Genomic DNA, 25248 nt, shown 5'->3' with positions numbered 1-25248 from the left:
GGGATATGATGGCAGACGGTCCCTGGAGTGAGGAAGAGAATGCGCTGATCGTTGCGGATTATTTCGCAATGCTTGCCGACGACCTTGTCGGCCGGCCCTACAACAAGGCGGAGCACAACAGGCAGCTGCAGGCGCTGATCGGCCGGACGCGGACATCGATCGAATTCAAGCACCAGAATATCAGCGCCGTGCTGAAGGGGCTCGGCGAAGACTGGATCAACGGCTACAAGCCGGCCTTCAATTTCCAGATGGCGCTGGTGGACGCCGTCATGCGCTGGCTTTCGCAGAATGAGGGCTGGGTGAGACGGGCTCCCGGCGCGCCGGCGCTATCCGGGCTGCGTGAGCAAACTGCACTCTGGGTGGGGCCGCCGCCGACGCTTTCCAACGAGGCTCCGCCGCAGGAGCTGGAGCAGATGCAATTCATTGCCCGCAAGTTCGATGTCGCCGGCCGCGACGAGCGCAATCGCAATCTCGGAAAGGCAGGCGAAGAGCGGGTGCTGGCGCATGAGCGCGCGATGCTCGTCAGCGCCGGCCGGGAGGATCTCGCCCGCAAAATCCGCTGGATATCGGAGGAAGAAGGCGATGGTGCCGGCTTCGACATTGCCAGCTTCGAGCCGGGCGGCCGCCCGCGCCGCATCGAGGTGAAGACGACGAATGGCTGGGAGCGCACGCCTTTCCACATTTCGCGCAACGAACTGGCGGCGGCCGAGGAATGGCGCAGCGAATGGTGCCTGCTGCGCCTCTGGAACTTTTCACGCGAGCCAAGGGCCTTCGAGCTCCACCCGCCGCTGGAGGCGCATGTGTCGTTGACCGCGACGACCTTTCAGGCGAGCTTTGCCTGAATATCCCGCGGGATATGGGGGCTCGGCACGCCCGACGGGACTGCTCGCTTGTGTCACCCGAGCGGCGTTTACGGCGGCATTTACGGTAAAGCGCCCACGCGGTTACGGTAACGTACTTATACGGCAGCGCGGACGGCTTCATGGTTCGGCCCATTCCTGACAGGGGCAAGCCATGAAGATGAAATTCGATATTTGCGCGCTGCCGATCCTTGCCGCGTTCAGCCTTTCAGCAAGTGTGCTGACAGCGGCGGCGGGCGATGCGAAGGTGCAGGTCACTGCCGACAATTTCGTGCGGGCGGAATCCGATACCTATATCGGCAATCTCGCCAAGGCGGCAGGCGGGCTCGCCAAGCTCGTCCATCACCGGGAACCGGCCGCAATCGACGACCACTCGGTCATCCGGCTCAACCGCGACACTCTCTACAGCTACGCCGTTTTCGATCTTGATGCCGGTCCGGTCACCTTCAATCTGCCTGACCCCGGCAGCCGCTTCATGTCGCTGATGGCGGTAAGCCAGGATCACTATGCGACGACGGTTTACGGCCCCGGAGCGCACAGTTTCGACAAGGAGACGATCGGCACGCGCTATGTGATGATCGGCACCCGCATCCTGGTCGATCCCAATGACAAGAAGGATATTGCGCAGGTGCACGGCCTTCAGGACGCAATCAAGATCAGCCAGGAGGGCTCCGGCGCGCTAGACCTGCCGCGATGGGATACGGCGAGCCTGAAGAAGGTGCATGATGCCGTGCTCGTGCTGGCCTCCACCGTCTCCAATTTCGACCGGGCATTCGGCACGAAGGCGGAGGTCGATCCGATCCGCCATCTGATCGGCGCTGCCGCCGGATGGGGCGGAAACCCCGACAAGGACGCCCGGTATCTCAACGTCACGCCGGCGAAGAATGACGGCAAGACCATCTACAAGCTCACCGTCAAGGATGTGCCGGTCGATGGGTTCTGGTCGGTCAGCGTCTATGATGCGCAGGGTTTCTACGACAAAAATCCATATAACGCCTACAGCCTCAACAACGTGACCGCCGCCAAGAGCGCCGACGGCTCGATTACCGTCCAGTTCGGCGGCTGCGACGGCAGGATCGTCAATTGCCTGCCGACCGGCAAGGACTGGAACTACACGGTGCGGCTCTACCGTCCGCGGGCGGCAATCCTCGATGGCACATGGACCTTTCCGTCGCCGGAACCGGCCGGCTGAAGCCGGGACGAGCGAGCGGGCGACAATCATTGGCAGACAATCCAGCGGAGATGAGACATGAGCCTACCGAGCCGCCTTGCCGGCGCCGCCCTGCTGCTGTTGTCGGCCGTTCCGGCGCTTGCCGGGGAGCCTGAATACAAAGCGGATGTGCCGGCCGATATCACCACGCCCGACAAGGTGGAGACGCGCATCGGCACGCTGAATTTCTTCGATGGCCTGCCTGATGATGCGACCGTACGGAAGGTCTACGACCAGCTGGATTTCTCACGCGGCATCCAGGCCTTTCTCTCGGGCATTCCGGCCGCCTCTCTGCATGCCATGTGCAAGGGGTTGAACGAGGCGGGTGTGGAAAACAACAAGGCTATCGGCATTACCGAGGAACTGATGGATGCGCGTTCGCTGTTCCTGACCCCGAATGCCACCACGGTCTATAATTTCTTCTGCATCGACCTGAAGGACGGACCTGTCGTCATCGAGATCCCGCCCAATGCGCTCGGGCCGGTCGACGACGCCTTCTTCCGTTTCGTTACCGATGTAGGGCTGACCGGTCCCGACAAGGGCAAGGGCGGCAAATACCTGTTCGTGCCGCCCGACTATAAGGGCAAGCTGCCCGAGAGCGGCTATTTCGTCACCCGCTCGCCGACCTACATCAACTGGATCCTCTGCCGCGTGTTCGTGGAGAATAACGATGTTGCGGCGGCGGTGAAGGCGGTCAGGGAGCACGCCCGCGTCTATCCTTATTCGGCGGCCGCCAAGCCGCCGGCGACGACTTATGTCGACATATCAGGCAAGAAGATCAACACCATCCACTCCAACGATTTCCACTTCTATGAGGAGATCAACGAAGTCATCCAGCATGAACCTGACGATGCCTTCGACCCGGAAGTCGTCGGCCTCTTCGCCGCCATTGGCATCAAGAAGGGCGAGCCTTTCCAGCCGGATGCCCGCATGAAGGCGATCCTCGTGGATGCGGTCGCTGTCGGCAATGCTTCGGCGCGCGCCATCCTGTTCTCCTCGCGCGATCCCCGAGTGAAATTCTATCCCGACCGGCAATGGGGCAACGGCTTCATCGGCAACAGCTACCAATTCCTCAACAATGGCGAGCGCATGCTCGACGCCCGCACGCTCTTTCACTATGCGGCAACCGGGATCACCCCGGCGATGGCCGCCGCCAAGCCAGGCACGGGCTCCGCCTACGCCTTTGCCGTGCGCGACACCACGGGCGCCTATTTCGATGGGGGCAAGACCTACAAGGTAACGCTGCCGGGGCCGGTGCCCGCTAGGCAATTCTGGTCCTTCACCGTCTATGACGCGCAGACGCGCTCGATGCTCGAGACCGATCAGAAGGCGGCCGGCCTCGACAGCAATTCGAAGGATATCAAGCCCATGCCGATGGCTCCTACACCGTCTGGTTCGGCCCCGACGCGCCCAAGGGGCATGAGGGCAACTGGGTGCAGACGCGGCCGGGCAAGAGCTGGCAGGTGATCCTGCGGCTCTATGCACCGCTGGAGCCCTGGTTCGACAAGAGCTGGAAACCGGGCGACCTGGAACCCGTGCAATAGGCATCCGACAATCGGCTGCCCGGTGGGGAAACCTCCCTTGGAAATAATCCGCCCAGCGCTAATTCCTGCTTGAGGAATGGCCGTTCATCAGCCCGGGCGATCAGCTGCCGATGCATCTGCATCCAGCCATGTGCCTGTGGCGGGTGCAGACACGAGCGGCCGCGAAGGCGGGTTGGATAGGTACCGAGCCAAATGGCTCCGGTCGGGCGGGAATGGCAGAGAACGAAAGCGAACATCACTACCGGGTTCTCTTCGATTCCATCGATGATGGTTTCTGCACAATCAAGCTGTTGTTCGACGAAGAGGGGCGGGCGCGGGACTATCGTTTCCTGCTCATCAACCCGGCCTTCGAGCGGCAGACGGGGCTGACGGGCGCGGCCAGGCGGACGATGCGGGAGCTTGCGCCCGACCACGAGGAATTTTGGTTCGATGTTTACGGCAAGGTTGCGCTGACGGGCGAGCCCGTCCGCTTCGAGCATCAGGCCGATGCGCTCGGCGGGCGCTGGTTCGAGGTCTATGCCTTCCGCATCGGTGCTGCCGAAGAGCGGCAGGTCGCCATCATCTTTCGTGACATCAAGGAGAAGAAGCAGGCGGAAGAAGCATTGCGCGAAAGCGAGGTGCAATACCGGGCGCTGTTTGATTCCATCGACGAAGGCGCCTGCATCATCGAGCGGCTGCCTGTCGGCGCCGATGGTCTGCGCGACTATCGCTATATCGTCATGAACAAGGCGATGCAGACGATGTTCGGCATCGCCGATCTCAGCGGCCGCACGATCCGCGAATTCTTCCCCGACGAGGTGGAGGACTGGTACGACGATTACGACCGGGTGCTGGAGACGGGCGAGCCCATCCGCTTCGAGCGGGAGTCCGAGCCGCAGGAGATGGTGCTGGAAATGTTCGTCTCGCGCCTCAGCCAGAAACCGCCGCGGCTCTTGACCGTGATGCAGGACATCACCCAGCGGCGGCGGGCGGAGGAAGCGATGCGCCGCAGCGAGGAGCGCACCCGCGCGCTGATCAATGCTACCTCCGATGCCGTCTACCGCATGAGCCCGGACTGGCAGGAAATGCGCCAGCTCGATGGCCGCGGCTCCGATGTCGAGGGGCCGACGGTGCGCTGGATCGAAGACTATCTCTTTCCCGAGGACCGGTCGCGGCTGCGCTTAGCGGTTGCCCATGCCATCCGCGAACGGCGGCCCTTCGAGCTTGAACATCGCGTGCGCCGTGCCGATGGCGAGGAGGGCTGGACCTTCTCGCGCGCCATCCCGATCTTCGACGACAAGGGCGAGATCGCCGAATGGTTCGGCATGGCCGCCGACGTGACCGAGCGGGTGAACGCCCGCCAGCGCCAGCAGATGCTGAACCACGAGCTTGGCCACCGGCTGAAGAACGTGCTGAGCCTCGTGCAATCAATCGCCAACCAGACCTTTCGCCAGGCCGACAATCTCACCGAGGCGGCCGAGACCTACAGCGCGCGCCTCGTCTCGCTCGGGCGCGCGACCGATATCCTGACGGAGACGGCCTGGGCGGATGCGAGCCTGCGCAGCCTTGTCCAGGCATCCCTGATCTCGGTCGGCGATTTCAGCGAGCGCATCCGCATCTCCGGCCCCGATCTCGACCTTGCGCCGCAGCAGGCGCTGATGCTGACGCTGACACTGCACGAGCTTGCGACGAACAGCTTGAAATATGGATCGCTGAGCAGTGAGGCGGGGGTGGTGGATCTCGTGTGGGGCGTCAGGAGGGATGACGCGGGTGAAGGGCAGTTTACGCTGGAATGGAAGGAGAGCGGCGGGCCTGACATCAGTGCGCCGGCGCGGGACGGGTTCGGGACGAGGATGATCGGACGCTTGCTGCCGGCTTCGTTTCAGGGGAAGGCGGAGCTGAGCTATGCGGCGGCGGGGTTTGAGTTTCGGCTGGAGGCGCCGTTGGGGGATGTGATCAAGGTTAGGGGGTGAGGGGGACGTCGGGAGGATTCAGTGCGAAGTTGTCATGACACATGCTCACGGGAAAGGTGGAAAGCTCCCAGTCCGTCCTTCTCCCCGTCATGCTAACTTGGCTGTAAATATGGCGGGAGCAATGGCAACCTTTCTAGTCGAAACGTTTATCACCCAGGTTGAACAGGCTAAATCGGACGGAGTTTGAATACCGCGACATAGGCGCCTTTTCCGCCGTGAGTTGCAAGGTCCGCCCAACGACAATACTACTCTATCAACCATTGCGTCCCCACCCAATCTCCGCTACCAACGCCCCATCCACAAGGACCCGGTGAAACTCCGGGTGGCTCTTCTGGCCGCCGATCCGCCAGACAACACGTGAACGCAACCTTACCTCCCAGGACCGGTCCCTCCGGTCGTTGCCTTCAACTGTGAAAAATTCTCAGATGCGATCTCTTTCAAACTACCGGCTGGAGTGGTTCTCCAACATTCGTGCCGATATTCTCTCAGGTATTGTCGTGGCGCTTGCGCTGATACCGGAGGCCGTCGGTTTTTCTGTCATTGCCGGGGTCGATCCCAAAGTCGGGCTGTTTGCCTCCGTCGCCATTGCCTGTGTGACGGCGATTTGCGGCGGGCGGCCTGCGATGATTTCGGCGGCGACGGCTTCTACTGCGGTGCTTATGGGGCCGCTGGTGCGCGAGCATGGCATCCAGTATCTGTTTGCGGCGACCATTCTGATGGGCGTCTTGCAGATCATTGCCGGCATGCTGAAGCTCGGGCGGCTGATGCGGTTCGTGTCGCGCTCGGTCATGACTGGCTTCGTCAATTCGCTGGCGATCCTGATCTTCGTGGCGCAGCTGCCGCAGCTGATCGGCGTGCCTGAGGTGACCTATCTGTTGATCGCCATTGCGCTTGGCGTGATCTATCTCTTCCCCTACGTGACCAAGGCCATTCCTTCGCCGCTGGTGGCGATCGTCGTCGTGACCTGCATCGCGCTCGGCTTCGGTATTCATGTGCATACGGTGGCCGATCTCGGCGAGATGCCGACGGCGCTGCCGCCGTTTGCCTTGCCCGCCGTGCCGCTGACATGGGAAACGTTTCGGATCATCTTTCCCTATTCGGTGGCGCTTGCTGCCGTCGGTCTGCTGGAGTCGCTTTTGACGGCGCAGATCGTCGACGATCTCACGGATACGCCGAGCAACAAGAGCCAGGAATGCATGGGGCAGGGTGCGGGCAATATCGTCTCGGCGCTCTTCGGCGGCATGGGTGGCTGCGCGATGATCGGCCAGTCGGTCATCAACGTGACCTCGGGCGGCCGCGGGCGTCTCTCTACCTTCGTGGCTGGCGCTTTCCTGCTGGTGCTGCTTTTGGTGCTCGACGATATCCTTCGTATCGTGCCGGTCGCGGCTCTCGTTGCCGTCATGATCATGGTGTCGATCGGCACCTTCTCGTGGAAATCGATCGTCGATCTGAAACGGCATCCCGGCACATCCTCCATCGTCATGCTGGCGACGGTCGCGACCGTGCTTGCGACGCAGGATCTTTCCAAGGGCGTGGTGGTGGGCGTGCTCTTGTCCGGCATCTTCTTTGCCAGCAAGGTGGCGCGGCTCTTCAGCGTTGCGAGACGGGAGGACAGTCAGACCGGTATCGTGACCTATAGCGTCGAAGGGCAGGTCTTCTTCGCCTCGGCGGAAAGCTTCATCGGCGCTTTCGACTTTGGCGATGCCGGCAGGACGGTCGTCATCGATGTCAGCGGTGCGCATCTCTGGGACATCACCGCCGTCGGTGCGCTCGACAAGGTGGTCCTCAAGTTCCGCAAGGCGGGTGCCGATGTGCAGGTGCTTGGCTTCAACAAGGCGAGCGCCGACATGGTCGATCGTTTCGCGCTGCATGACAAGGATGAGCGGGCGGCAGCCAGCGCCTCGTTGCATTGATGCAGGAGTTTACAGGCCGGAGCAGTTTGCGCCCGGCCTGTCATTTTTAGAGGTCGTACAGGCCTTGGCTCAGCGCTGCGGTAGGGTACCCAGGCTGAGGCCCACATTTCGCGATAGCAGAAGGCGGAGTCAGACATCCGGCCGGCGCACCGCTTGTCTGATGTTCAGGCGGCAGGCGTCGCCACCACGGGCTCCGTCGCCATCGCCTTGCGCAGCTGCTCTTCCTGCTCCGGCGAGAGCGAGGAGCGCAGGATGGTGGCGTGTTCGCCCTTGAATTCGGCCAGCACCTTTTCGGGCTGCACCTTGCGCAAGAGCAGGAAGAGGGCGGAACTGTTGACGGGGATCGTGTCGGCGAGTTTCTTGATGAGGTCGTCGTCGATGCCGTAATCGGTCATCGAGCCCGCAAGCGCGCCGGAGCCTGCGCCGAAGGCGCCGCCGAGGACCATGCCGGCGAGCGGATTGAGGAAGAGCAGGCCGACGAGCGAGCCCCAAAGCGCGCCGGAGAGGCCGCCGCGTGCAGCACCCGTGGCGGTAAGATTGACGCTCTGCTTGAGGCGCACCTTGCCGGCGGGATCGCGAACGGCGACGACGGCGTCTTCGAGATCGACGAGATATTCCTTCTCAAGCTGGACGAGCCTGTTGAGCACGGCATCCGCCTTGTCGGCGGTATCGAAACCAAGCACCACGAGTTCTGACATGGCTTTCCCTCCTGTTGAATTTACACATGCGGCAGATAGGCGTCGGCGGCGCTCTGTCCAGAAGGCGGCCGCCATTTGCTTTCGCTAGCACTCGCATGTGAGAGGGCGATGAAGGGAATCGCCTGTGGGCGTCAATTGAACGCGCGCACCTCGACCGGCGCGCGGCAGGCGATGGCGGCCTTGCGGCCCCAGGCGAGGGCCTGTTCCATGTCCGCGCATTCCAGCACCCAGAAGCCGCCGATATGCTCCTTGGTTTCGAGATAGGGACCGTCGGTGACGAGCAGCTTGCCGTCGGGTGCAGTGCGCACCGACATTGCCTTGCTGACCGCTTGCAGGCCGCCGACAAAGGTCCTGATGCCGGCGGCCACCATCTCCTCGTTCAGCACGTCGATATCGCGGCGCAGCGCATCGTCTTCCGCGCAGGGGGCGTAATCGTCGGGGAGGTGGATGGCGACCAGATATTGCGGCATCTTATTTCTCCTGGGGTGGTGACAGCCGGGCGGCCGGGCTGCCTTCATCTTACAGACGAATGCGCGGCATGGAATTCGACAGATCGTTTCAGAGATTTTGGTTCCTGCCGATGGATCGGCTATAGGAATCCTGCTTCCGGATTCTGGCCGGCGGCGGCGCCCGCTGCCGTAAAACCCTCGCGCAAAGGTCTTTTCATGACGCTTCTCGATGCGAATTCAGCCTTTCCCGTCACCCATCCCGATGGCAGGGTTTCGAAGACGACGATGTATCTGAAGAATGTGATCGATCATCCGCGCATCGAGGTCGGCGATTACAGCTACTTCACGCATTACGGAAAGCTGGAGGAGACGGCCGAAATCCTTGCGCCCTATCTCGGACCGGGCTGCCGGGAGCGGCTGGTGATCGGCAAGTTCGTGCAGATTGCCCGCGGCAGCTATTTCATCACCAGTTCGGCCAATCACCCGATGGGCGGCATCACCACCTATCCGTTCCGCATCTTCAAGCCGGAGACCTTCGGCTACAAGGACCTGCCGGTGAAGGATACCGTGGTCGAGCACGATGTCTGGATCGGGCATGACGCCGTCATCATGCCGGGTGTCAGGATCGGCGCCGGGGCGATCGTCGCCGCTTCCTCGGTCGTCACCCGCGATGTGCCGCCCTATGCAGTCGTCGGCGGGAATCCGGCGAGCATCATCCGCATGCGCTATCCCGTCGAGATCATCAGCGAGATCCTCGAACTTGCCTGGTGGGACTGGCCGATCGACAAGATCGAGGCCAATCTGCCGGCGCTGGAAAGCGCGATCTCGCGGCGCTGAAACGGGCCTGATCACAGGCGCTCCCTGCGACTGCCGGCGCCCTTCCAATTGCTTCCGGTGGCGCTATCCTCGGCAAGGACTGGATATTGCAATCGGACATGATGGGAACAGATCGAGCCATGCCTCCATGCGACCGGACGCCAAGGGCGAAAACCGGTGCCAATCGCTTTCAGCCTGTGCCCGATAGCGGGGTGAGCGCATGCTGATGCCGGATGTTTCTCGCCGGCGACTGGGGTTTGCCGTCATCGCCTGCCTTGTCGGCGTTGCCGTATCCTGGGCGACATCGTCGCCGCTCGGGCTGATCGGTCCCGTCGCCGCCGTTTTTCTCTGTGTGCGGGGCGGTGCTGCGAAGTTCCTCTATGCGGTTCTGGCGGTGGCCATTCTCGGCGCGCTGCTGGCAGCACTGTTCGATGCGGAGCTGCGCGAACCGGCTTTCACATGGGCTGCTTTCCTTGCGCTATCGCTGTCTCTCGGCCCGGTCGTTTCGGAAAACACGCCTGCAAAGCCCGATGCCGATGCGGTGCGGGCGGCCAAATCGGTCGAGCGGCTTACCGGCGTTGCCTGGGCCACCGATGCCGACGGTATTTTCCTCTATGTGACGCCGAGCGTGCTTGCCTTTCTCGGTCTCGGACTCGACGATTTCAATGCCAATGATGACGGCAAGGGTTTTGGGTGGAGGCGAGCCATCCACCCTGATGATTATGAGATTTCTGCAGCGCTGTGGCGGCGTTGCCTGCAGACGGGCGAGCATTACAGCGTCGACAACCGCATGCTGCGGCCGGCCGGCGGTTATGGCTGGACACGCAGCACGGGTCAGCCGATGCGCGACGGCAATGGTGTCATCACCGGATGGTACGGCACCGTCATCGATGCCGAGAGCGCGCCCCTTGCCGGCGGCATTGCGGCCGATGCTCCCGATGGTTCTCCCGACGATGTGACAGCGTTGCCGCCGATGTCCGACGTTCATCCGCATGACCGGGCAACGGTGGAGCAGGCGCGGGCGCGGGCTTTCTTCCACGGCATTCCCCAGGTCAGCAGTTTCCGGAAGCTTCAGGCCGACGGCAGCTACCAGTGGGTGGAATTCCGGGTGGAGCCGAAATACGGCACCAGCGTCGATATCGATCCGGCGGTTGCACGGCAGGATGAGCGCTGGACGACGGCGAGTTCTCTCGGCGAGACCGGCGAGGCGGTGCGCGCCGCACTCGCCATCGAAAACCTCTATGGCGGCGCCTGGGCGATGGATGCTTCAGGCCAGTTCACCTATGCGACGCCGACCGCGCAGACCTCGATCGCCATGGCGCTCGAAGACCTGAACCTGCTTCTGGACGGCAAGCCTTTCATCGAGGGTGGACGGCAAGGCTGGCAGCGCGGCGTGCATCCCGATGACAGCGAGGAGGCGGGCGAGACGCTGCGCCATGCGCTGAGGACCGGCGAGCACTGGAATTTCGAATACCGGGTTCTGCGCGCCAATGGCGCCTATGTGTGGCACCGGGCGGCGGCGCGGCCAACACGGGACGGGCAGGGGCGCATTACCGGATGGTATGGCGTGACTGTCGATATTGACGCCTACAAGCGCACGGAGGCAGCACTGCGCGAACGCGAGCGGCAGCTGCAATTGCTTGTCGATACCGTGCCGGCGCTGATGTGGACCACTTCGGCCGAAGGACTGCCGACCTATGTCAACAAGCCCTTTACCGAGGTGACGGGCGCCACGCTTGAAGACATCACTGCGCAGGATGGATCGCCGTCGCTCAGCGTCATCCATCCCGATGACCGGGAGGCGGCGCGCCAGGCGGTACGCCACTCCTTCGCCACCGGTGAACCCTATGTCCAGCGATACCGCCAGGCCCGCGCCGACGGCAGCTACCGCTGGACCGAGACGCGGGCGGAACCGCTGCGCGACGCCTCCGGCGCCATCCTGCAATGGTATGGCGTCAGCACCGATATCCATGATCTGCTTGTCACCCAGGAGGCCCTTCGCGAGCAGGAGCGCTTCCTGCGCCAGCTGGTGGAAACCCTGCCGGCGATGATCGATTGCGCCACGCCCGATGGCGAACCGATCTTCCGCAGCCAGAGACTGCGGGATTTCCTCGGATACGATCTCGATGTGCTCGACGGGACGGGCAAATCCCGGCTGGCCGGCACGCTGGACGCCGGCGTGCATCCTGACGAACTCGCCGCCGTGAAGGAGAAATATGCCCATTCGCTGGCAACGGGCGAACCCTATGCCCGCAGGCATCGCCTCAGACGTTTCGATGGCGAATATCGCTGGGTGGAGACGCGCGCAGCACCAATGCGTGATGCCGAGGGGGCGATCGTGCAGTGGAATGTCGTCTGCCTCGATATAGACGGCGAGGTGCGGGCGCAGGAGAAGCTGCTTTCGGCGCAGGAGAGCCTGGCGCGGGCCAGCCAGGCCGCCAGCCTTGCGGAGCTGTCGGCCTCGATCGCCCATGAGGTCAACCAGCCGCTCTCTGCCGTGATGAGCTCTTCCGATGCCTGCCGGCGCTGGCTGATGATGGATCCGCCGAATATCGAGCGGGCGCAGAAAACGCTGGAGCGCATCATCGTCAGCGCGCATTCGGCAAGCGACGTCGTCACGCGCGTGCGCGCCCTGTTCAAGCGCGTCGAGGACAAGCGGGATTGCGTGACACTCGGCCGTGTCATCACCGAGGTCGGCGATCTTCTCGCCGAGGAGGCGATGCGGCGAGGCGTTCGCATCGATATCGAAGGCGCGGATACCGTGCTCGGCGTGGCCTTCGACCGGGTGCAGATCCAGCAGGTCGTCATCAACCTCATGCGCAACGGCATGGATGCGATGGAGGCCGTTGCCGGTGACAGCGTACTCGAAGTGCGCCTGCGCAAGGCGGAAGGGATGATGCGCATCGAGGTCAGCGACCGGGGCGCGGGCATCGAATTTCCCGACAAGATATTCGAGCCGTTCTTTTCCACGAAAGAGCAGGGCATGGGAATGGGACTTGCGATCTGCCGCTCGATCGTCGAGGCGCATGGCGGGCAGCTGTGGGCGGAGGACAACGAGCCGCGCGGAACGCGGTTCGTATTCACCTTGCCGGATGAGGGCGAGGTGTGAGGGTGCCGCTTCGAGCGTTCCGAACGAAGCAGGCAGGTCTTCCAAAAGCGTTCTGAAGCAGACCTTTCATGGCTGTGGATGTGTGACCAAGCCCCAACCACATCAACCTGGCATCTCCTCCGTGATCACCTCGAAGCGCTTGAGCACCGCGGGGCCGAAGGCCGTCGACATGGCGACGTCGGTGGCGTCGCGGCCTGTCGCCATCAGGATGCGGCCGATGCGGGGTGTGTTGTGGCGGGCGTCGGCCGTGTACCAGCGGCCGCTCAGATAGACTTCGAACCAGGCGCTGAAATCCATCGGGTTCGGATCCCTGGGTACGCCGATATCGCCGAGATAGCCGGTGCAGTAGCGCGCCGGGATGTTCATGCAGCGGCAGAGCGTGATGGCGAGATGGGCGAAGTCGCGGCAGACACCTGTGCGGTCGGTATAGCCGCCGAAGGCGGTGCGCAGCGGATCGGCCTTCCGGTAGTCGAAGGCAATACGCTTGTGGGTGAAATCGAGGATCGCCCGGATGCGCGGCCAGCCGGGTGCTGTCTTGAAAAAGGTCTTCCAGGCGAAATCGGCGAGGCGATCTGTGTCGCAGTAGCGGCTGCCGAGCAGGTAGACGAGCACATCGTCAGGCAGATCGTCGATCGCGTGCTGAAGGGCGTCTTCGGGCACGGGATCGGGCAGACCGTTGTCATAGATTTCGAATTCGGTGGAGATGGTTGTCAGCCCCGGCGGCGCCGTGGTGCGGCTGCAGGAATTGCCGAAACCATCCACGTAGGACCAGGCCTCGATCGGCCGGTCGAAGGCCAAAGCCTGTTCCGTCAGCAGGTCTACGCGGCGGGAAGGGTGGATGTTGAGGACCAGCAGCATGGGCGTTTCGTGTTTGCAGTTATAGCCGATGTGAAAGCCTGCGCGGATCTTCATGGGGCGTGGTCCCTTCGGTCGGATGAAATGTCCTGCAGGCGAATGCACGAGCGGGGAAGGCGTTCCGTCACCTGCCGCTTGCCGCATCGAATTCCTGTTCCGTCGTGACGTTGACCTGTACGCGCATGCTGTCGAAATCCTGCGATCCGCCGTCATAGCTGCCTGACAGCGGCACCGCCTGGCGCGGATCGCGGGCCACACCGACGCGGATCAGGTCGCGGTTTCCGACGATGCCGTTGGTGGGGTCGAACTCCACCCAGCCGGCACCCGGCAGATAGACCTGGCACCAGGCATGGGTCGCGCCGCCGCCGAGCGTGATTGAGCCATCGCGATCGGGCACATAGACATAGCCGGTGACGAAACGGGCGGCGAAGCCGAGGGAGCGGGTCGCCTCCATCATCAGCAACGCGAAATCGCGGCAGGTGCCGCTGCGCAGGAGCAATGTCTCGCCGGGCGTCTGCGTGCCGTGCTCGAAGCGCCTGACATAGTTGAAGCTCTCATGGATTGCATAACAGAGCGTCATCAGGATGTGGCCGGTACGCGGCTGATGAACAAGCGGCACGAATTGGCGCGCCCATTTACCGACCTCGTCTCCGGCATCGGGATAGTGCCTGACGATGGTCCGTTCGAGATCGATCGCCTCGTCCTCGTCATAGGCGAAGGGAAAGCTGAGTGCCTTGCGGTCGATCTCCAGATCGAGCGGAACCTGCGCCGTATGGTCGAGGCGGATGACGGTTTCGAAGCGCAGCTCGGCGGCGGCAGACGCGATATCGACGAGTGCGATGCAATTGCCGAAGACATCGTGGATCCAGCGCACGGAAGCAGGCCGAGGAGAGACATCGAGGCTGCAGCCCAAAAGCGTCTGGTCGAAGCTGTCGCGCGGGCGAAACATCAGCCGGTGCTGGCCGAAATGCACCGGCTTTTTGTAATGGTAGGATGTGATATGGCGGACGGAGAAGATCGTCATCCTGCCTCCCTGATTATACGAGGCGGCACGCGAATGATCGCGGCGACATAACCGCTATGCCCGTTACTTCTCTCTGCGCGAAAGCGGATAGGCGGGCGCTTCGTAGAGCATGCGGATCTGCCTTTCATCGAAGCGGGCTTCGTTCACTTCCAGCACGCAGCCGCGCAATTGCGAGCCGGGCATGTCTTCCATGGCAAAACGCACCGCTTCGGCGGCGGTTTCGAAGCGTTTGTAGCGCGGGGCACGCGTGCCGCGCAGGGTCTTGCCGCTGTAGAGGCCGGCTTGCATCGTATAGTCGAATTCTGCCACGTGGATGGTCCTTGCTCGTTCCTGGCATGGACAAGCCATTCCAGGGTCTTCCAGCTTTTCAGATTTTCGGAGGCCGCGGTTTCAGGATGAAGCGGCGGGCAGGCCCGCTCGCGTCTTCTGGCGCTGACGGCGCTCGTCCTGCCTGGTTTCGCGTTGTCTCAGGCGCAGTCGCCTGCGGACATCCTGAAGCTTTTCGGCATCAGAAGCCTTGTCTGGCTGCGGCGGGCGGAAGAGATGTTCCGCTGCGCGCTTGTGCGTGGTCATGTTGATATCCTTTGGGGACGATGGGCGTGGCGACCGAAGGGCCGCCGCGCCGGAGCGGGCGGGCGTTATTTCTTCTTGTCGCCGCCCGCGTTGCTGCTCGCCATCTTGACCTGCGTGCCGGGTGCGGCGGCAGGGGAGGCTGAGGCAGATCGGTCTTTCTTCGGCTTGCGGGTTTCCTTGTTGCTGCGCACTTGGCCCTTGGCCATGGTTTCCTCCTGGTGTGGTGATGCGGGGCAGTTCAGATATTGCAGGCCGCTGCCCGCCGGCAGCTCGGTCGCTGCAGTATCAAAGGGGCCGGGGGCCGGGGCCGGAACGTTCGTCGAGAAAGGCCGCCAGTGTGGAAAGAGGCAATTGTCCTGCGGCGTAGACGCGCCGCCTATGTGTTCCCCGGCGGGTCTGCGCTTCGCCGCTGAAATCGGGAAAGGCCACGAAACTTCCGATCGCTTCCGAAAGATTACCCGGGTTCCTGGCGGTGTCTGTGGCGCGATCGAGAATCCCGAGCGCCACGTTCTCACGATAGGCGAATGCGCCGGTTCGGATGAGATTGCGCGACAGGCTTGATGGATAAAAGTCGGAAGACATGACGTCCCCCTTTCGTTGGGGCCAGGGCTTGCGCCCCGAACCGGCAGGGCCCTTGAAGTGGCTGCCAGCGTTCGAATGCTGCGCCTATTCCGTGCTTTACGCAAGGGCGTTCTCGCGAGACGAGGGCCATGGCACCTGCCGCAGCGTAAACTTTTCGAATATTGCACCGACAGCCGAAGTCGTTAGTCTGACGGTCGCTATTTCAGATATGGAAATCGAAGATGAGTATGGCTGTTTTGACGACCTATGTTCTCGTCGTGCTCGGGCTGATGGTGATTCCCGGGCCTGCGACGCTGCTGGTTCTCGCCCGGTCGGTGAGCGGCGGCAGGCGGGCCGGCATTGCAACGGGGCTCGGCATCGGGGTCGGCGATCTCATCCATTCCACCATGGCGACTTTCGGCCTTTCGGCCTTGCTTGCGACTTCGGCGCTCGCCTTCGAGGTGGTGAAATATATCGGCGTGGCCTATCTCATCTATCTCGGATACCGGGCCTTCATCGAAAAGTCGGGCAATCTCGATATGGCGGCGGCGCCTGAGATCAGCCCCGGCAAGGCTTTCCGTCAGGGGGTCTTCACGGAGATCCTGAACCCGAAGACCGCGCTCTTCTTCCTCGCCTTCCTGCCGCAATTCATCCATCCCGAAAGCGGATCGGTGATCGGGCAATTCGCGCTGCTCGGCATCATCTTCGTGGTGCTCAGCATCTGCGTGACTTCGGCGCTCGCGATCAGTGCCGGTTCGGTGCGCGGCTGGCTCAACAGGAACCGGACGATCGGCCGCTGGCAGGGCAAGGTCATCGGCTCGATCTACATGGCGCTCGGCGTGCGGCTGGCGTTCCAACAGCAGTAAACGGCCCCCAGCCGCTGATACGACCGGGCTTTGAGTTGCTACCGCTTGTTACGGCCAACTGCGTTCATTCACGTGTATCGGCGGAACGGCCCTTCCTCATCTCTCTTCAGCCTGCGCGAACATAAAGATGAACATGGAGGTATGCTTGCTATCTGTCTTGAGATGCGCGTGGGCGCTGCGTGGATTCGCGATCGCCGTCTCGGTGGCGGCAATGGGTTTCACGCTCGCAGGATGTTCATATTTTTTTGTCCGCGGCGTCGAGGGAAGTTATCTCGCAACGGGTACTCCGGTGCTCGGAAAGGTGACCGCAAGAAACGAGAGTGAGCAGACGGGGGGATCGATTGAGATCGGCTCGGCCGAAAAGCAGCAATGCAAGGGTCGTTACCGAGTGTCGCAGGTGAAGACAAATTTCTGGAAGCTGGAGACCGGCGAGCGGATCTATCGGGGGAAGATCTACTGTCTGGATGGTCGAGTAGGGGCTTTTGAACTCATATCGAAGGATAAGGGGAAAACCGGCTCGATCACCGGTGAGATCAACGGCGAGGCATTTCAACTCGATGTGTACGAATCGAAGAGCCGTGGGTGCAGGATGGACGAATGCTGGGGCTTGAAGTGGACTTACGACAAACAGAGCGACAACATACGGACCTATTACAGGGTTGCGACTGAACACGAGCCCGGTCCAACGGATCTTTGGCTGCTCTATTGAATCTGCCCCTATTCCGTATACCGGTGATCCGGGATCCGGGCGCCACCGATTGAATGAGGGCGGCGCCGGGTCCGGCGCGGGTGGTTGACGCATTTACTGTCTGATCGCAGCCAACTGCTGTTCGAAACTCGCGAGATCGAAATAGTCGCGCCAGAGGGTGATTTCGCCATTCTCCACCGTCAGCGTGCCCATGACCGGCAGTGTGATCTGGCCGCCGCTTTCGTGGGTGAAGATATCGATGCGCTCGTTCAGCACGACGTTGCCTGATGCGGCGATCCGCGTGACCTGCCAGTCGACCTTGAAGGCGGTGCCGATGCCGAAATCGGCGTGGAATTTGCGGACGTTGTCGCGGCCGCCGATATCGGGCAGGGGCACGTTGTCATAGAGCACGTCGTCGGCCAGCATGGCGAGCGCCTCTTCGATGCGGTTGGCGCTCCAGTGGGCGAAGAAGGTTTTTGCGGTTTCGAGAGGCGACATGATGCTTCTCTTCAGCCGAACTTGACGAGGTTGAGGGCCGGTAGTGGGCCGCCGGGGAATTGCGTCAGGCTGGCGCCTATCTTGAGCGGGCCGAGGTCTACGCCGGCAAAGCCGAGGCGCGTGATGATTTCGGCGACTTCCGCCTTCGCCTTGATATCATCGCCCGAGTAGAAGAGCACGCGGCTGCCGCCTTCGGCGTGCGGGTCGGCCGAGACGAGATTGGCGAAGAGGTGGTTGAAGGCCTTGACGAGACGGGCGCCGGGCACGAGGCCGGCGACGATTTCGCTCGACAGCCGGCCGCTGAGCTCGGCCGGCTTGAAGAGAGGCGCTTCGATCGGGTTATTGGCATCGATGACGATGCGGCCGGCCCAATCCGGCAGGCCGGACAGCGCTGCTGGCAGCTTCGACCAGGGTACGGCGATGAGGACGATATCGGCCCTGGCTGCCTCCTCGATCGTGCTCGCGGTGATATGCGGGGCGAGCTCGGCGGTGAGGTCCCCGAGCGTTTCAGGGCCGCGGCTATTGGCGATAGTAGCGGAGATGCCGCTGCGGGCGAGAGCGCGGGCGAAGGCTGCGCCGATATTGCCAGCGCCGATGATGCCGATGGACATGGCAAGTTTCCTTTCTGCGTGTCGTGTTCGTTTCGATGAAAGCAATATCGCGATCTCATTCCTGTTTGATTAGAGGGGAGTGGGTGGTATCAGTTTCAAGTTTTCCTTGAAGATGATGCAGGGCTTGCGGGATGGAGAGTTTGGCAAATCTGGAATCCTTCGTGCGCAGCGCTGAACTTGGCGGCTTTTCGGCGGCCGCACGTCGTCTCGGCCTGACGCCAGCCGCCGTCAGCCGCAATGTGGCGGCGCTCGAGGCCAATCTGAAACTCCGGCTCTTCCATCGCAGCACGCGCAGCCTGACGCTGACGGAGGCGGGCGAGCGCTTTCTCCTGTCCGTACGCGATCATCTGGAGGGGTTGCAGGGGGCGATTGCCGGGATCTCCAACGAGCATGCGGAGCCGGCGGGCGTGCTGAAGGTCAGCCTGCCGCCGGGTTTCGGCACGGGCTATATCCTGCCGATGCTGCCCGGTTTCATGAAACGTTATCCGCTGGTGCAGCCGGAATGGATGTTCGAGAACCGGCCGGTCGATCTCATCGCCGAAGGTTACGATGCGGCCGTCGGCGGTGGCTTCGAGCTCGCTTCGGGCGTGGTGGCGCGCACGCTGGCGCCGGCCCATCTCGTGGCGGTGGCGTCACCGGCCTATATGGCCGGCCGCCGGCCGCCGGTCGATCCGGCCGGGCTCTCAGCATTTGACGGTATCGTCATGAAATCATTGAGCACCGGGCGCCTGACGCAACGGCAGATGCGCAATGTCGCCGGCGAGGAGCAGTCCGCCGATCTGCCGGCCAGGATCGTCGTCAACGATCCGACGGCGATGTGTGCCGCCGCCCTTCTCGGGCTTGGGGTGACTGTCATCGCTAAGCCCGATGCGCTGCCTTATCTCGACAGCGGCGAGCTGATCCGCCTCTTGCCTTCCTGGTATGTGGATGCTGGACCGATCTCGATCTATTACGCCAGCCGGACGCTGCTGCCGCTGAAGACGCGGGCCTTCGTCGATTTTGTCACCGAAGGTTTTCAGCGTCAGAGGCTTGCCGAACGCTTTGCCGGCAGTATCGGTTGATCCTGGCTGTCCGGCCGGTAACCGAGCACGAAGGCGATGACCTTCGCGGAGGACATTTCACAGGGCTTCAGCGTGCTGCCGCTCTCCGCCAGGAGATAGAAATTGAAGCTGACGATATCGGTTCCAGCGAGATCCTCGGCATAGAGCCAGATGCGTTTGCCGTCGGGCGAGCGCTTCACGGTGGCGCCCCAGCGGCGGTTGTCGAAGGCACCTTCGCTATAGCCTTCGGGGATGAGGGCAAGGGCGTGGGTGAAGCTGTCGTCTGCTGGATACACAGTGGCTTGTCCGGAGCGGGGTTTTCTCCTTAGGTGGCGGAGCTGGCGGCGGTTAGCAAGGCCGGAGCGTCCGGCTTTATGCTTGATATCGCCCACCGCAGATGCTCGGGACAGGCTCGAGCATGAGGGAGGACTTACGGGCTGCAAGTGTGAAGCTGCCTCAATGCCCCGTCAGCACCAGCGTCTGCACCGGCAGCAGCATGGCCTGCATACGCAGGATCATGGCATGCACCACGCCGACCGTATCGATGACATGCAGGCCGATCGATTTGAGGGTGCCGATATTGGGGTCGGCCAGCGCATCGTGGTTGTTGGTATAGGCATTGGCGATGCAGCTGCCGCCGGGCGGCACGCCGTCCAGGCCGCCGGGGAAGAGGGGCTGCAGGAAGACGGTCAGCGTGCCGGGCTGTGTCAGTTGCGCAACGTCGAGGAGCTGGTCGGTCGGGCGCAGCTGGCCGGCGGCGATCACGTCCTGCACCTCGGTGACGACGAGCGGGATGATGGTGAAGGGTTTGCCGACGCAGGTGGCTTCGGCCACCATGCCGGGCTTCATGACCTGCGCCTCGATCTGGCCGAAGCCGGCAACCAGCGTGCCTCGGCCGGCCGTTTCAGGCACAAGGATGCCGGCCGGGCGCAACATGGTGTTCAGCACATCACCCTTGCGCAGCGTGAACTGCTGGACGGTGCCGGCGACGCCGGCCTTGACGACCGTCTTGTCGAGCTCCACCTGAGCCTGGTTGAGCGCTGCATCGGCGCTCGCCTTCTGTGCCGGCAGGAGCACCTTGAGCTTGGTCTGCAGCGTCTCCTTGTTGGCATAGGCGGCGCTGACCATGCCGCGCTGGCTTTCCACGGTATTGGTGAGCCGGTCTACTTCGCGGCGGGCAACGGCGTCGTTCTTCAGGAGCTGAGTCTTCATCTGCAGCTCGTCGATCGATACCTGCAGGGCGCCTTCCGCCTGCCGGATCACGCCGTCGGCACTGGCAAGCTCGCTCTCGGCGACCTTGGTTTCAGCCTCGACCTCGGCGATCTGCTTGTGCGCCACATCGAGGGCTGCCTTCTGGGCGGAATCGTCGAGCCGGAAGAGCGGCGCGCCGGCCTCCACCTTCTGGTTGAGGCCAACATAGACTTCGTCGACCCGGCCAATGGTTTCCGGCAGGATGGTTACGGTACGGAAGACGGCGGTGACGCTCTTCGTCGCCGGGTGGAAATAGAAGATCATGGTGATCAGCGAGATGGTGAGCAGCAGGCAGGCGGTAATGCCCCAGCGCAGCTCGTACCACATGCTGTAGAGGGTGATTTCGCGGCCGATGCGCTTGTCCTGGACATAACGGCGGAAGAGATAGTCGGGGAGGATGGTCAGCATCGAGCAAAGCATCAGTTCGAGCATGGTCAGATACCCCTTTCGTGCGGGCCGGTCCCTATCGCATTTTCGGCAGGTTGCTGTGCGTTCGTCTGGCCGGATGGCTGCGGATGGGAGGCAGCCGGCACTGGGGCAATCGGGGCGCCCGCGGTCGGGGTTTTGGCGCTTGGGGTTGCAACGATCGGGGCTGCGGTGGCCGGCGCGGAGTGGACTGGTGCAGGGTTGACCGATGCGGGCGCGGGCGGCTCGTGGGCCGTCGGCGAATGGGCGACTGGCGCCGCCGCGCTGTCGATCTCAGCGGGATCGCGGTTGGCGAGCCGCGCCATCGACCGCGCGATCGAATAGATCGGCGTCGAGAAATCCGGAATGCGGATGAACGCAAGCAGCAGGCCGATGATCCAGTAGATGTGGTTGTGCGTGAAGAGCGATATCAGCGCCAGTACCGCGACGATCTCCATCTGCACCTTGTTCGTCTTGTGCGCGATGCGCTCGGGAACGGCATGGAGCTGGAAATACAGGTTGCCGATGACGAGAACGACCGCCAGCAGAAACACGATGACGATGATGAAGAGAATGTCGGTCTGCCCAGGCGCGGTGATGAAACCGGGCACATGGTTGGTGAGAGCGTCATGATAGGGTTGCGGTGCTGCCGCATCCTCAGCCGCTGCATTTTGAGCGGCCAGAAGCGCCGTTATGGCCGCCGTGCCGATGGCGGTCCTGCGGCTGCTGCACCGCCTTGTGGTATTGCCTTGAAGCCCCATGCCAATATCCCCCTCGGACGGCATTTTAGTCTCGTCTCAATTTTAAGCCCTTTGTGCGCGGCGCGAAAGTACGTAACGGTACTATCGGCGTAAATTCGGGGGCGCCGGGCGGCGTCTGCGCGGACAGGCATGCGGAGACGGGAGCGATCGCCGTCCGGCAGCCGAGAACCGGGATTTCTGTCGTGCCGAAACCGACCGAGGAGTGGCGTCCGATCAACCTTTCAGTGAAGGTCTCGCCACGCCGCCGGCGTAAGTCCTTCCCATGCACGGAAAGCCCGATAGAACGAGCTCGTATCCTGAAAGCCGAGCAGAAAGGCGATCTCGTCGATGCCGTTCTGTCCGTCGGAGAGCAGCTGGCGGCCGAGTTCGCGCCGCGCCTCGTCCAGCAGGCCGCGATAGCTCGTGCCCTGTTCGGTGATGCGGCGCTGCAGGGTGCGCTCGCTCAAGCCCATTTCGCGGGCCACATCGGCAATATCGGGCTTGCCGCTGGCGATGCGGCGCTTGACCAGGATCTTCACCTGATCGGTCAGCGAGGATTGCGCTTCGATCTCGCCGAGCGATGCGGCAAGAGACGGGTCGAGGATCGCAAGCAGTTCGGGGTTATATCCTGGGAAAGGCAGGTCCAGGTCGGCGCGATCCAGCACCAGCGCGTTCTGCGCGCAACCGGTACGAACAGGGGCATCGAAATAGGATCGGTGTGTCTCGCTCACGGGCCCGGTCCTGGTCATCTCGACCCGGATCGGCGTGAGATGCCGCCCCGTTCCCCGCCGTCCGAGCTCGAGGATTGCCGCAAAGGTGACGTCGGCTGCCGCATCCGGTTCGGCCTCATCGGTATGAAGCCAGCGCACCGCGACCCGGCATTCGCTCCCGGTCTCGGCTGCGGTCAGTTCCTCCGGGGTGCAGAGCCGCTTGAACCGCGCCAGCCGGTGCAGCCCATCGCGGTAATCGCGCGCGAAAAAGGCGGACATCGTGGAGGGCGGATGCAGCGAGGTATCGGTCTCGGCGGTCATCCTGAGGCCGATCGCGGGATCTTGCGAGAGCGTTTCGACCGCACGCCACAGCGCAAAATACTGTGCGGTGGACAGCCACGTCTCGGGCGCAATGTGCAGTGTCGCCGGCAGCCTCGCCTGCCGCAGCAGGACCGGGGCGGGCAGGCCCATGCGCTCTGCCGCCCGCCAGAAGGCCTGCGGCAGCCGGCACCTGTCGCCTGCGTCCCTGGTCATTGCTGCATCCTCCGCCTGGCCGTCACATCTGGCTCTTGATCAGCCGGTCGAAGACGCGGTCGCCCAGCCACTTGCGCACCCAGATCATCATCCTTGCGTATTTGCCCGCTGCGTAGCGGGTTTTTGGCCGGGCCGACAGGAGGGCTTTGCCGACGACATCGGCGATGACCTTCGGATCGGTGCCCTGGCCGCGGCCATAGCTCCTGTCGATGGAGGCGGCCACGCGCTGCGCGAGCTTGCCGTAGGGACCGGTGCCGGACCGTTCGAGGATGCCTCTGGACGCTGCATCGCCAAAGCCCGTCTCGATGAGCCCCGGCTCGATCACGATGACGCGGATGCCGAAGGGTTCGAGCTCCAGCCGCAGACTGTCCGACCAGCCCTCCAGCGCATGTTTGGTGGCGTGATACCAGGCGCCGAGCACCGTATAGATCTTGCCGCCCATCGAGGTGATGTTGACGATGGTGCCCGCGCCGCGCGCCCGCATCGCCGGGAGCAGAAGCTGGGTCAGGCGCGCGGGGCCGAAGACATTGACCTCGAACTGGTAGCGCGCCTCATCGAGCGGGATCTCCTCGACAGGGCCGTAGAGACCGAAGCCGGCATTGTTGACCAGGACATCGACACCACCAGATTTCTCGGTGATGGTGCGCACCGCGGCCACGATGTCGTCTTCCTTGGAAATATCCATCCGCAGCGGTATTGCGCCAAGCGCTGCCAGGTCGGCCATCTTCTCGACGCTGCGGGCGGCGACATAGACCAGATAGCCGTCAGCGATCAGCCGTCCGGCAATGGTCTTTCCCATGCCGGATGATGCGCCGGTGACCAGGGCCGTGGGTTGGGATTTGCTGTTCATGAATGCACCTTTTGCTCTTGCATGGAACGCAAGGTAACCGGCGCATCATGCCAGATCAGTTGCGCGCGACGCCAGAGATATTGCGAAAGGCGCCAATTCTCCGATATTCGCAGCGACATCGCGGCTGACGGCGGCACCCGACGCCGACGATCTCGTCGCGGCATCAAAAATCGTCCGTGCAGGCGCGAACCCCGGGCTTCATCAGACGTTTGCGGACGCCTATCGGCAGGTGATCGTGAAGCTGGCGGGGTCGGCTTCCTGTTGCCGACTGCCGGAAGAGCGGAGCGCCGGCTTTGGCGCGGGTTCAATCTGTCGGCAAGGCCTTTGCCGCCAACTCAATGTCATCCTCGGCCTTGCGCCCTGATATCGAACGGCAGCAGATATCAGGGACAGGCCGAGTATGACGGCGGAGAGGTTGGCGGCGCTGCCCTATTGGTCAGTTCGACTTCTTGGCGTCGACTTCCTTGTAGGCGGCATCGAGGAAGCTGGTATCGATCCACTTGTCGTAGTCGACGGAGCCCTTGAGCAGCTTGGCATCGGCCATGAACTGTTCCTCGCTCTTCAGCGAGGCGAGCGCTTCCGGGGTGATCTTCGGATCCTGGTAGAAGACGTTGTCCTTGTAGGTTTCGCGGACGGACTTTTCCGAGGACTTGGTTTCATCGACGAAGATCCTGATCGTGTCTTCCGGGTGGGCATCGGCCCAGCGGGCGGTTTCAATGTCGACCTTCAGGAGGTGTTTGACGAGATCGGGGTATTTTCTAGCGAATTCGCCGTTGGCGGAGATGACGAAGGGGGCGGACCATTCCGGATGCGAGGAAGCGTCGAGGATGACGCGGGCCTGGCCGGTTTCGACGAGCTTGGCGGCGACATCGCCGCTTTCGACGACGGCATCGACATCGCCGCGCACCAGCGCCGGGCCCGAGGCATCGAAGGCGAGGTTGAGGGATTCCACATCGGTGAGAGACAGGCCAGCGGACTTCAGCGCCTTGGCGAAAGTGGAGTGGCGCACGGTGCCGGCGAGATAGGCGACCTTCTTGCCCTTGAGATCGGCGAGCGACTTGATCGGCGAATCCGCCTTGACGATGATCGCCGAGCCGTTGGCTTTTACATAGCTCGAAAGGCCGATGGCCTTCACGTCCGCGCCGGCAGCGGCGACGCGCAGCGCCGGGTTGTTGCCGGTGTAGATGAATTCGACGGCGCCGGTGGCAAGCGCGGTGGTGGCTTCCGAGCCGCCATTGGTGAAGGCGATGAACTCGACCTTGATGCCGTCCTTTTCGAACTCCTTGGCGAGCGAGCCGCTATGGCGTTCGAGGATGAATTTCAGGTGGCCGGGGGCCGTGCTGCCGATGCGGATGATTTCGGGCTTGTCTGCGGCGAGAGCCGGGCCGGTGAGGGCGGCGCTGCCGAGGGCGAGGGCCGCGAGGCCTGATAGCAGCGTGCGGCGCAGGATCGATGGGTTGAAGCTTGTCATGTGATGTCCCCTTCAGAAAC

26 protein-coding genes, 1 pseudogene and 1 other annotated feature are annotated in these 25248 nt (G+C 62.9%); of the genes and pseudogenes, 11 read left to right on the top strand and 16 right to left on the bottom strand.

All coding sequences use genetic code 11. The annotated features are described in order from the left end of the window. The first annotated feature begins 8 nt into the window (after positions 1-8). The 6 genes and pseudogenes from FHX06_RS00915 to FHX06_RS00890 all read left to right on the top strand — a co-directional run bounded on the left by FHX06_RS00915 (position 9) and on the right by FHX06_RS00890 (position 7479). Positions 9-842, top strand: a complete 834-nt coding sequence (locus tag FHX06_RS00915) for a DUF3883 domain-containing protein (protein WP_183877692.1) — start codon at positions 9-11, stop codon at positions 840-842. A gap of 178 nt (positions 843-1020) precedes the next feature. Beyond that, positions 1021-2052 (top strand): DUF1214 domain-containing protein, encoded by a 1032-nt coding sequence (locus FHX06_RS00910; RefSeq protein WP_183878372.1) that lies wholly within the window; start codon positions 1021-1023, stop codon positions 2050-2052. 57 nt (positions 2053-2109) lie between these two features. Further along, positions 2110-3614: pseudogene (locus FHX06_RS00905) on the top strand (DUF1254 domain-containing protein). 212 nt (positions 3615-3826) lie between these two features. Continuing rightward, the gene (locus tag FHX06_RS00900) at positions 3827-5566 is read left to right on the top strand and encodes a PAS domain S-box protein (RefSeq protein WP_183877690.1); all 1740 of its coding nucleotides are present in this window, start codon (positions 3827-3829) and stop codon (positions 5564-5566) included. Positions 5567-5600: 34 nt separating this feature from the next. Then, entirely contained in the window at positions 5601-5753 is a 153-nt protein-coding gene (locus FHX06_RS00895) for an abortive infection family protein (RefSeq protein ID WP_246715459.1), read from the top strand. 113 nt (positions 5754-5866) lie between these two features. Next, positions 5867-5922 (top strand) — a sequence feature (sul1 is cis-regulatory element that is thought to sense ions involved in sulfur or methionine metabolism; They are found in Alphaproteobacteria). 69 nt (positions 5923-5991) lie between these two features. Continuing rightward, positions 5992-7479 (top strand): SulP family inorganic anion transporter, encoded by a 1488-nt coding sequence (locus FHX06_RS00890; protein WP_113015246.1) that lies wholly within the window; start codon positions 5992-5994, stop codon positions 7477-7479. Positions 7480-7643: 164 nt separating this feature from the next. On the opposite strand, the gene FHX06_RS00885 is transcribed toward FHX06_RS00890, so the two are convergent. Then, positions 7644-8177 carry a DUF1269 domain-containing protein gene (locus FHX06_RS00885; RefSeq protein ID WP_112969505.1) on the bottom strand — a complete coding sequence of 178 codons (534 nt, stop codon included), beginning with the start codon at positions 8175-8177 and terminating at the stop codon, positions 7644-7646. Between the two features lie 131 nt (positions 8178-8308). Then, positions 8309-8647: a YciI family protein gene (locus FHX06_RS00880; RefSeq protein ID WP_112546753.1), complete on the bottom strand. Its 339-nt coding sequence runs from the start codon at positions 8645-8647 to the stop codon at positions 8309-8311. 195 nt (positions 8648-8842) lie between these two features. Here FHX06_RS00880 and FHX06_RS00875 point away from each other — a divergent pair, with 195 nt between their 5' ends. Beyond that, complete coding sequence (locus FHX06_RS00875; RefSeq protein ID WP_183877688.1) at positions 8843-9463, top strand: CatB-related O-acetyltransferase; 621 nt, start codon at positions 8843-8845, stop codon at positions 9461-9463. 199 nt (positions 9464-9662) lie between these two features. Next, positions 9663-12551, top strand: a complete 2889-nt coding sequence (locus tag FHX06_RS00870) for a PAS domain-containing protein (protein ID WP_246715458.1) — start codon at positions 9663-9665, stop codon at positions 12549-12551. A 102-nt stretch (positions 12552-12653) separates the two neighbouring features. On the opposite strand, the gene FHX06_RS00865 is transcribed toward FHX06_RS00870, so the two are convergent. The 6 genes from FHX06_RS00865 to FHX06_RS00840 form a co-directional block, all read right to left on the bottom strand. Continuing rightward, positions 12654-13463: a transglutaminase-like domain-containing protein gene (locus FHX06_RS00865; RefSeq protein ID WP_183877686.1), complete on the bottom strand. Its 810-nt coding sequence runs from the start codon at positions 13461-13463 to the stop codon at positions 12654-12656. A 67-nt stretch (positions 13464-13530) separates the two neighbouring features. Continuing rightward, a complete protein-coding gene (locus tag FHX06_RS00860; RefSeq protein WP_183846646.1) occupies positions 13531-14430 on the bottom strand; it encodes a transglutaminase N-terminal domain-containing protein in 900 nt (299 codons plus the stop codon). A gap of 63 nt (positions 14431-14493) precedes the next feature. Beyond that, a complete protein-coding gene (locus FHX06_RS00855) occupies positions 14494-14739 on the bottom strand; it encodes a hypothetical protein (RefSeq protein ID WP_112546749.1) in 246 nt (81 codons plus the stop codon). Between the two features lie 81 nt (positions 14740-14820). After that, positions 14821-15003: a hypothetical protein gene (locus FHX06_RS00850; RefSeq protein ID WP_112546748.1), complete on the bottom strand. Its 183-nt coding sequence runs from the start codon at positions 15001-15003 to the stop codon at positions 14821-14823. Between the two features lie 65 nt (positions 15004-15068). Then, on the bottom strand, positions 15069-15209 hold the full coding sequence (locus tag FHX06_RS00845) for a hypothetical protein (RefSeq protein ID WP_183846644.1): 141 nt from the start codon (positions 15207-15209) through the stop codon (positions 15069-15071). Positions 15210-15288: 79 nt separating this feature from the next. Beyond that, positions 15289-15585, bottom strand: coding sequence for a hypothetical protein (locus tag FHX06_RS00840; protein WP_183877684.1), 297 nt, complete (start codon positions 15583-15585; stop codon positions 15289-15291). Between the two features lie 221 nt (positions 15586-15806). On the opposite strand from FHX06_RS00840, the gene FHX06_RS00835 reads away from it, so the two are divergent. Together FHX06_RS00835 and FHX06_RS00830 are read left to right on the top strand one after the other, a co-directional pair. Beyond that, positions 15807-16430: a LysE family translocator gene (locus FHX06_RS00835; protein ID WP_183877683.1), complete on the top strand. Its 624-nt coding sequence runs from the start codon at positions 15807-15809 to the stop codon at positions 16428-16430. A gap of 145 nt (positions 16431-16575) precedes the next feature. Next, positions 16576-17139, top strand: coding sequence for a hypothetical protein (locus FHX06_RS00830; RefSeq protein ID WP_183877681.1), 564 nt, complete (start codon positions 16576-16578; stop codon positions 17137-17139). A gap of 93 nt (positions 17140-17232) precedes the next feature. Here the strand turns inward: FHX06_RS00830 and FHX06_RS00825 are convergent, their stop codons facing one another. Both FHX06_RS00825 and FHX06_RS00820 read right to left on the bottom strand, forming a co-directional pair. After that, positions 17233-17616: a limonene-1,2-epoxide hydrolase family protein gene (locus tag FHX06_RS00825; RefSeq protein ID WP_183877679.1), complete on the bottom strand. Its 384-nt coding sequence runs from the start codon at positions 17614-17616 to the stop codon at positions 17233-17235. Between the two features lie 11 nt (positions 17617-17627). Then, complete coding sequence (locus tag FHX06_RS00820; protein WP_183877677.1) at positions 17628-18227, bottom strand: NAD(P)-binding domain-containing protein; 600 nt, start codon at positions 18225-18227, stop codon at positions 17628-17630. A 131-nt stretch (positions 18228-18358) separates the two neighbouring features. Between FHX06_RS00820 and FHX06_RS00815 the strand changes: the two genes are divergently transcribed. Next, positions 18359-19288 (top strand): LysR family transcriptional regulator, encoded by a 930-nt coding sequence (locus FHX06_RS00815; RefSeq protein ID WP_183877675.1) that lies wholly within the window; start codon positions 18359-18361, stop codon positions 19286-19288. Here the strand turns inward: FHX06_RS00815 and FHX06_RS00810 are convergent. From FHX06_RS00810 to FHX06_RS00785, 6 genes are all read right to left on the bottom strand, one after another. Beyond that, a complete protein-coding gene (locus FHX06_RS00810; RefSeq protein ID WP_183877673.1) occupies positions 19249-19563 on the bottom strand; it encodes a hypothetical protein in 315 nt (104 codons plus the stop codon). The two genes, FHX06_RS00815 and FHX06_RS00810, sit on opposite strands and share 40 nt — an antisense overlap. Positions 19564-19723: 160 nt before the next feature. Then, the gene (locus FHX06_RS00805) at positions 19724-20950 is read right to left on the bottom strand and encodes an HlyD family secretion protein (protein WP_018115731.1); all 1227 of its coding nucleotides are present in this window, start codon (positions 20948-20950) and stop codon (positions 19724-19726) included. A gap of 2 nt (positions 20951-20952) precedes the next feature. After that, positions 20953-21684 (bottom strand): hypothetical protein, encoded by a 732-nt coding sequence (locus FHX06_RS36285; RefSeq protein ID WP_246715457.1) that lies wholly within the window; start codon positions 21682-21684, stop codon positions 20953-20955. Positions 21685-21905: 221 nt separating this feature from the next. Then, complete coding sequence (locus FHX06_RS00795) at positions 21906-22907, bottom strand: AraC family transcriptional regulator ligand-binding domain-containing protein (RefSeq protein WP_409564297.1); 1002 nt, start codon at positions 22905-22907, stop codon at positions 21906-21908. Between the two features lie 22 nt (positions 22908-22929). Further along, the gene (locus tag FHX06_RS00790; RefSeq protein WP_113115685.1) at positions 22930-23757 is read right to left on the bottom strand and encodes an oxidoreductase; all 828 of its coding nucleotides are present in this window, start codon (positions 23755-23757) and stop codon (positions 22930-22932) included. A gap of 436 nt (positions 23758-24193) precedes the next feature. Continuing rightward, on the bottom strand, positions 24194-25228 hold the full coding sequence (locus FHX06_RS00785) for an aliphatic sulfonate ABC transporter substrate-binding protein (RefSeq protein WP_183877670.1): 1035 nt from the start codon (positions 25226-25228) through the stop codon (positions 24194-24196). Positions 25229-25248: the final 20 nt, after the last annotated feature.

It is taken from the genome of Rhizobium sp. BK512 (assembly GCF_014194915.1).
Lineage (GTDB): Bacteria > Pseudomonadota > Alphaproteobacteria > Rhizobiales > Rhizobiaceae > Rhizobium.
Note: the sequence above shows the minus strand (reverse complement) of the source record. Positions and strands in the feature narration are given on the sequence as shown.

Excerpts from the sequence above, each read along its gene's own strand:
- FHX06_RS00790 (WP_113115685.1), bottom strand. The coding sequence starts at position 23,757 with ATGAACAGCAAATCCCAACCCACGGCCCTGGTCACCGGCGCATCATCC.
- FHX06_RS00815 (WP_183877675.1), top strand. The coding sequence starts at position 18,359 with ATGGAGAGTTTGGCAAATCTGGAATCCTTCGTGCGCAGCGCTGAACTT.
- FHX06_RS00900 (WP_183877690.1), top strand. The coding sequence starts at position 3,827 with ATGGCAGAGAACGAAAGCGAACATCACTACCGGGTTCTCTTCGATTCC.
- FHX06_RS00915 (WP_183877692.1), top strand. The coding sequence starts at position 9 with ATGGCAGACGGTCCCTGGAGTGAGGAAGAGAATGCGCTGATCGTTGCG.
- FHX06_RS00885 (WP_112969505.1), bottom strand. The coding sequence starts at position 8,177 with ATGTCAGAACTCGTGGTGCTTGGTTTCGATACCGCCGACAAGGCGGAT.
- FHX06_RS00870 (WP_246715458.1), top strand. The coding sequence starts at position 9,663 with ATGCTGATGCCGGATGTTTCTCGCCGGCGACTGGGGTTTGCCGTCATC.
- FHX06_RS00795 (WP_409564297.1), bottom strand. The coding sequence starts at position 22,907 with ATGACCAGGGACGCAGGCGACAGGTGCCGGCTGCCGCAGGCCTTCTGG.
- FHX06_RS00895 (WP_246715459.1), top strand. The coding sequence starts at position 5,601 with ATGACACATGCTCACGGGAAAGGTGGAAAGCTCCCAGTCCGTCCTTCT.
- FHX06_RS00850 (WP_112546748.1), bottom strand. The coding sequence starts at position 15,003 with ATGACCACGCACAAGCGCGCAGCGGAACATCTCTTCCGCCCGCCGCAG.
- FHX06_RS00865 (WP_183877686.1), bottom strand. The coding sequence starts at position 13,463 with ATGAAGATCCGCGCAGGCTTTCACATCGGCTATAACTGCAAACACGAA.
- FHX06_RS00785 (WP_183877670.1), bottom strand. The coding sequence starts at position 25,228 with ATGACAAGCTTCAACCCATCGATCCTGCGCCGCACGCTGCTATCAGGC.
- FHX06_RS00805 (WP_018115731.1), bottom strand. The coding sequence starts at position 20,950 with ATGCTCGAACTGATGCTTTGCTCGATGCTGACCATCCTCCCCGACTAT.
- FHX06_RS00835 (WP_183877683.1), top strand. The coding sequence starts at position 15,807 with ATGAGTATGGCTGTTTTGACGACCTATGTTCTCGTCGTGCTCGGGCTG.
- FHX06_RS00910 (WP_183878372.1), top strand. The coding sequence starts at position 1,021 with ATGAAATTCGATATTTGCGCGCTGCCGATCCTTGCCGCGTTCAGCCTT.
- FHX06_RS00890 (WP_113015246.1), top strand. The coding sequence starts at position 5,992 with ATGCGATCTCTTTCAAACTACCGGCTGGAGTGGTTCTCCAACATTCGT.
- FHX06_RS00860 (WP_183846646.1), bottom strand. The coding sequence starts at position 14,430 with ATGACGATCTTCTCCGTCCGCCATATCACATCCTACCATTACAAAAAG.
- FHX06_RS00875 (WP_183877688.1), top strand. The coding sequence starts at position 8,843 with ATGACGCTTCTCGATGCGAATTCAGCCTTTCCCGTCACCCATCCCGAT.
- FHX06_RS00825 (WP_183877679.1), bottom strand. The coding sequence starts at position 17,616 with ATGTCGCCTCTCGAAACCGCAAAAACCTTCTTCGCCCACTGGAGCGCC.
- FHX06_RS00840 (WP_183877684.1), bottom strand. The coding sequence starts at position 15,585 with ATGTCTTCCGACTTTTATCCATCAAGCCTGTCGCGCAATCTCATCCGA.
- FHX06_RS00820 (WP_183877677.1), bottom strand. The coding sequence starts at position 18,227 with ATGTCCATCGGCATCATCGGCGCTGGCAATATCGGCGCAGCCTTCGCC.
- FHX06_RS36285 (WP_246715457.1), bottom strand. The coding sequence starts at position 21,684 with ATGGGGCTTCAAGGCAATACCACAAGGCGGTGCAGCAGCCGCAGGACC.
- FHX06_RS00845 (WP_183846644.1), bottom strand. The coding sequence starts at position 15,209 with ATGGCCAAGGGCCAAGTGCGCAGCAACAAGGAAACCCGCAAGCCGAAG.
- FHX06_RS00880 (WP_112546753.1), bottom strand. The coding sequence starts at position 8,647 with ATGCCGCAATATCTGGTCGCCATCCACCTCCCCGACGATTACGCCCCC.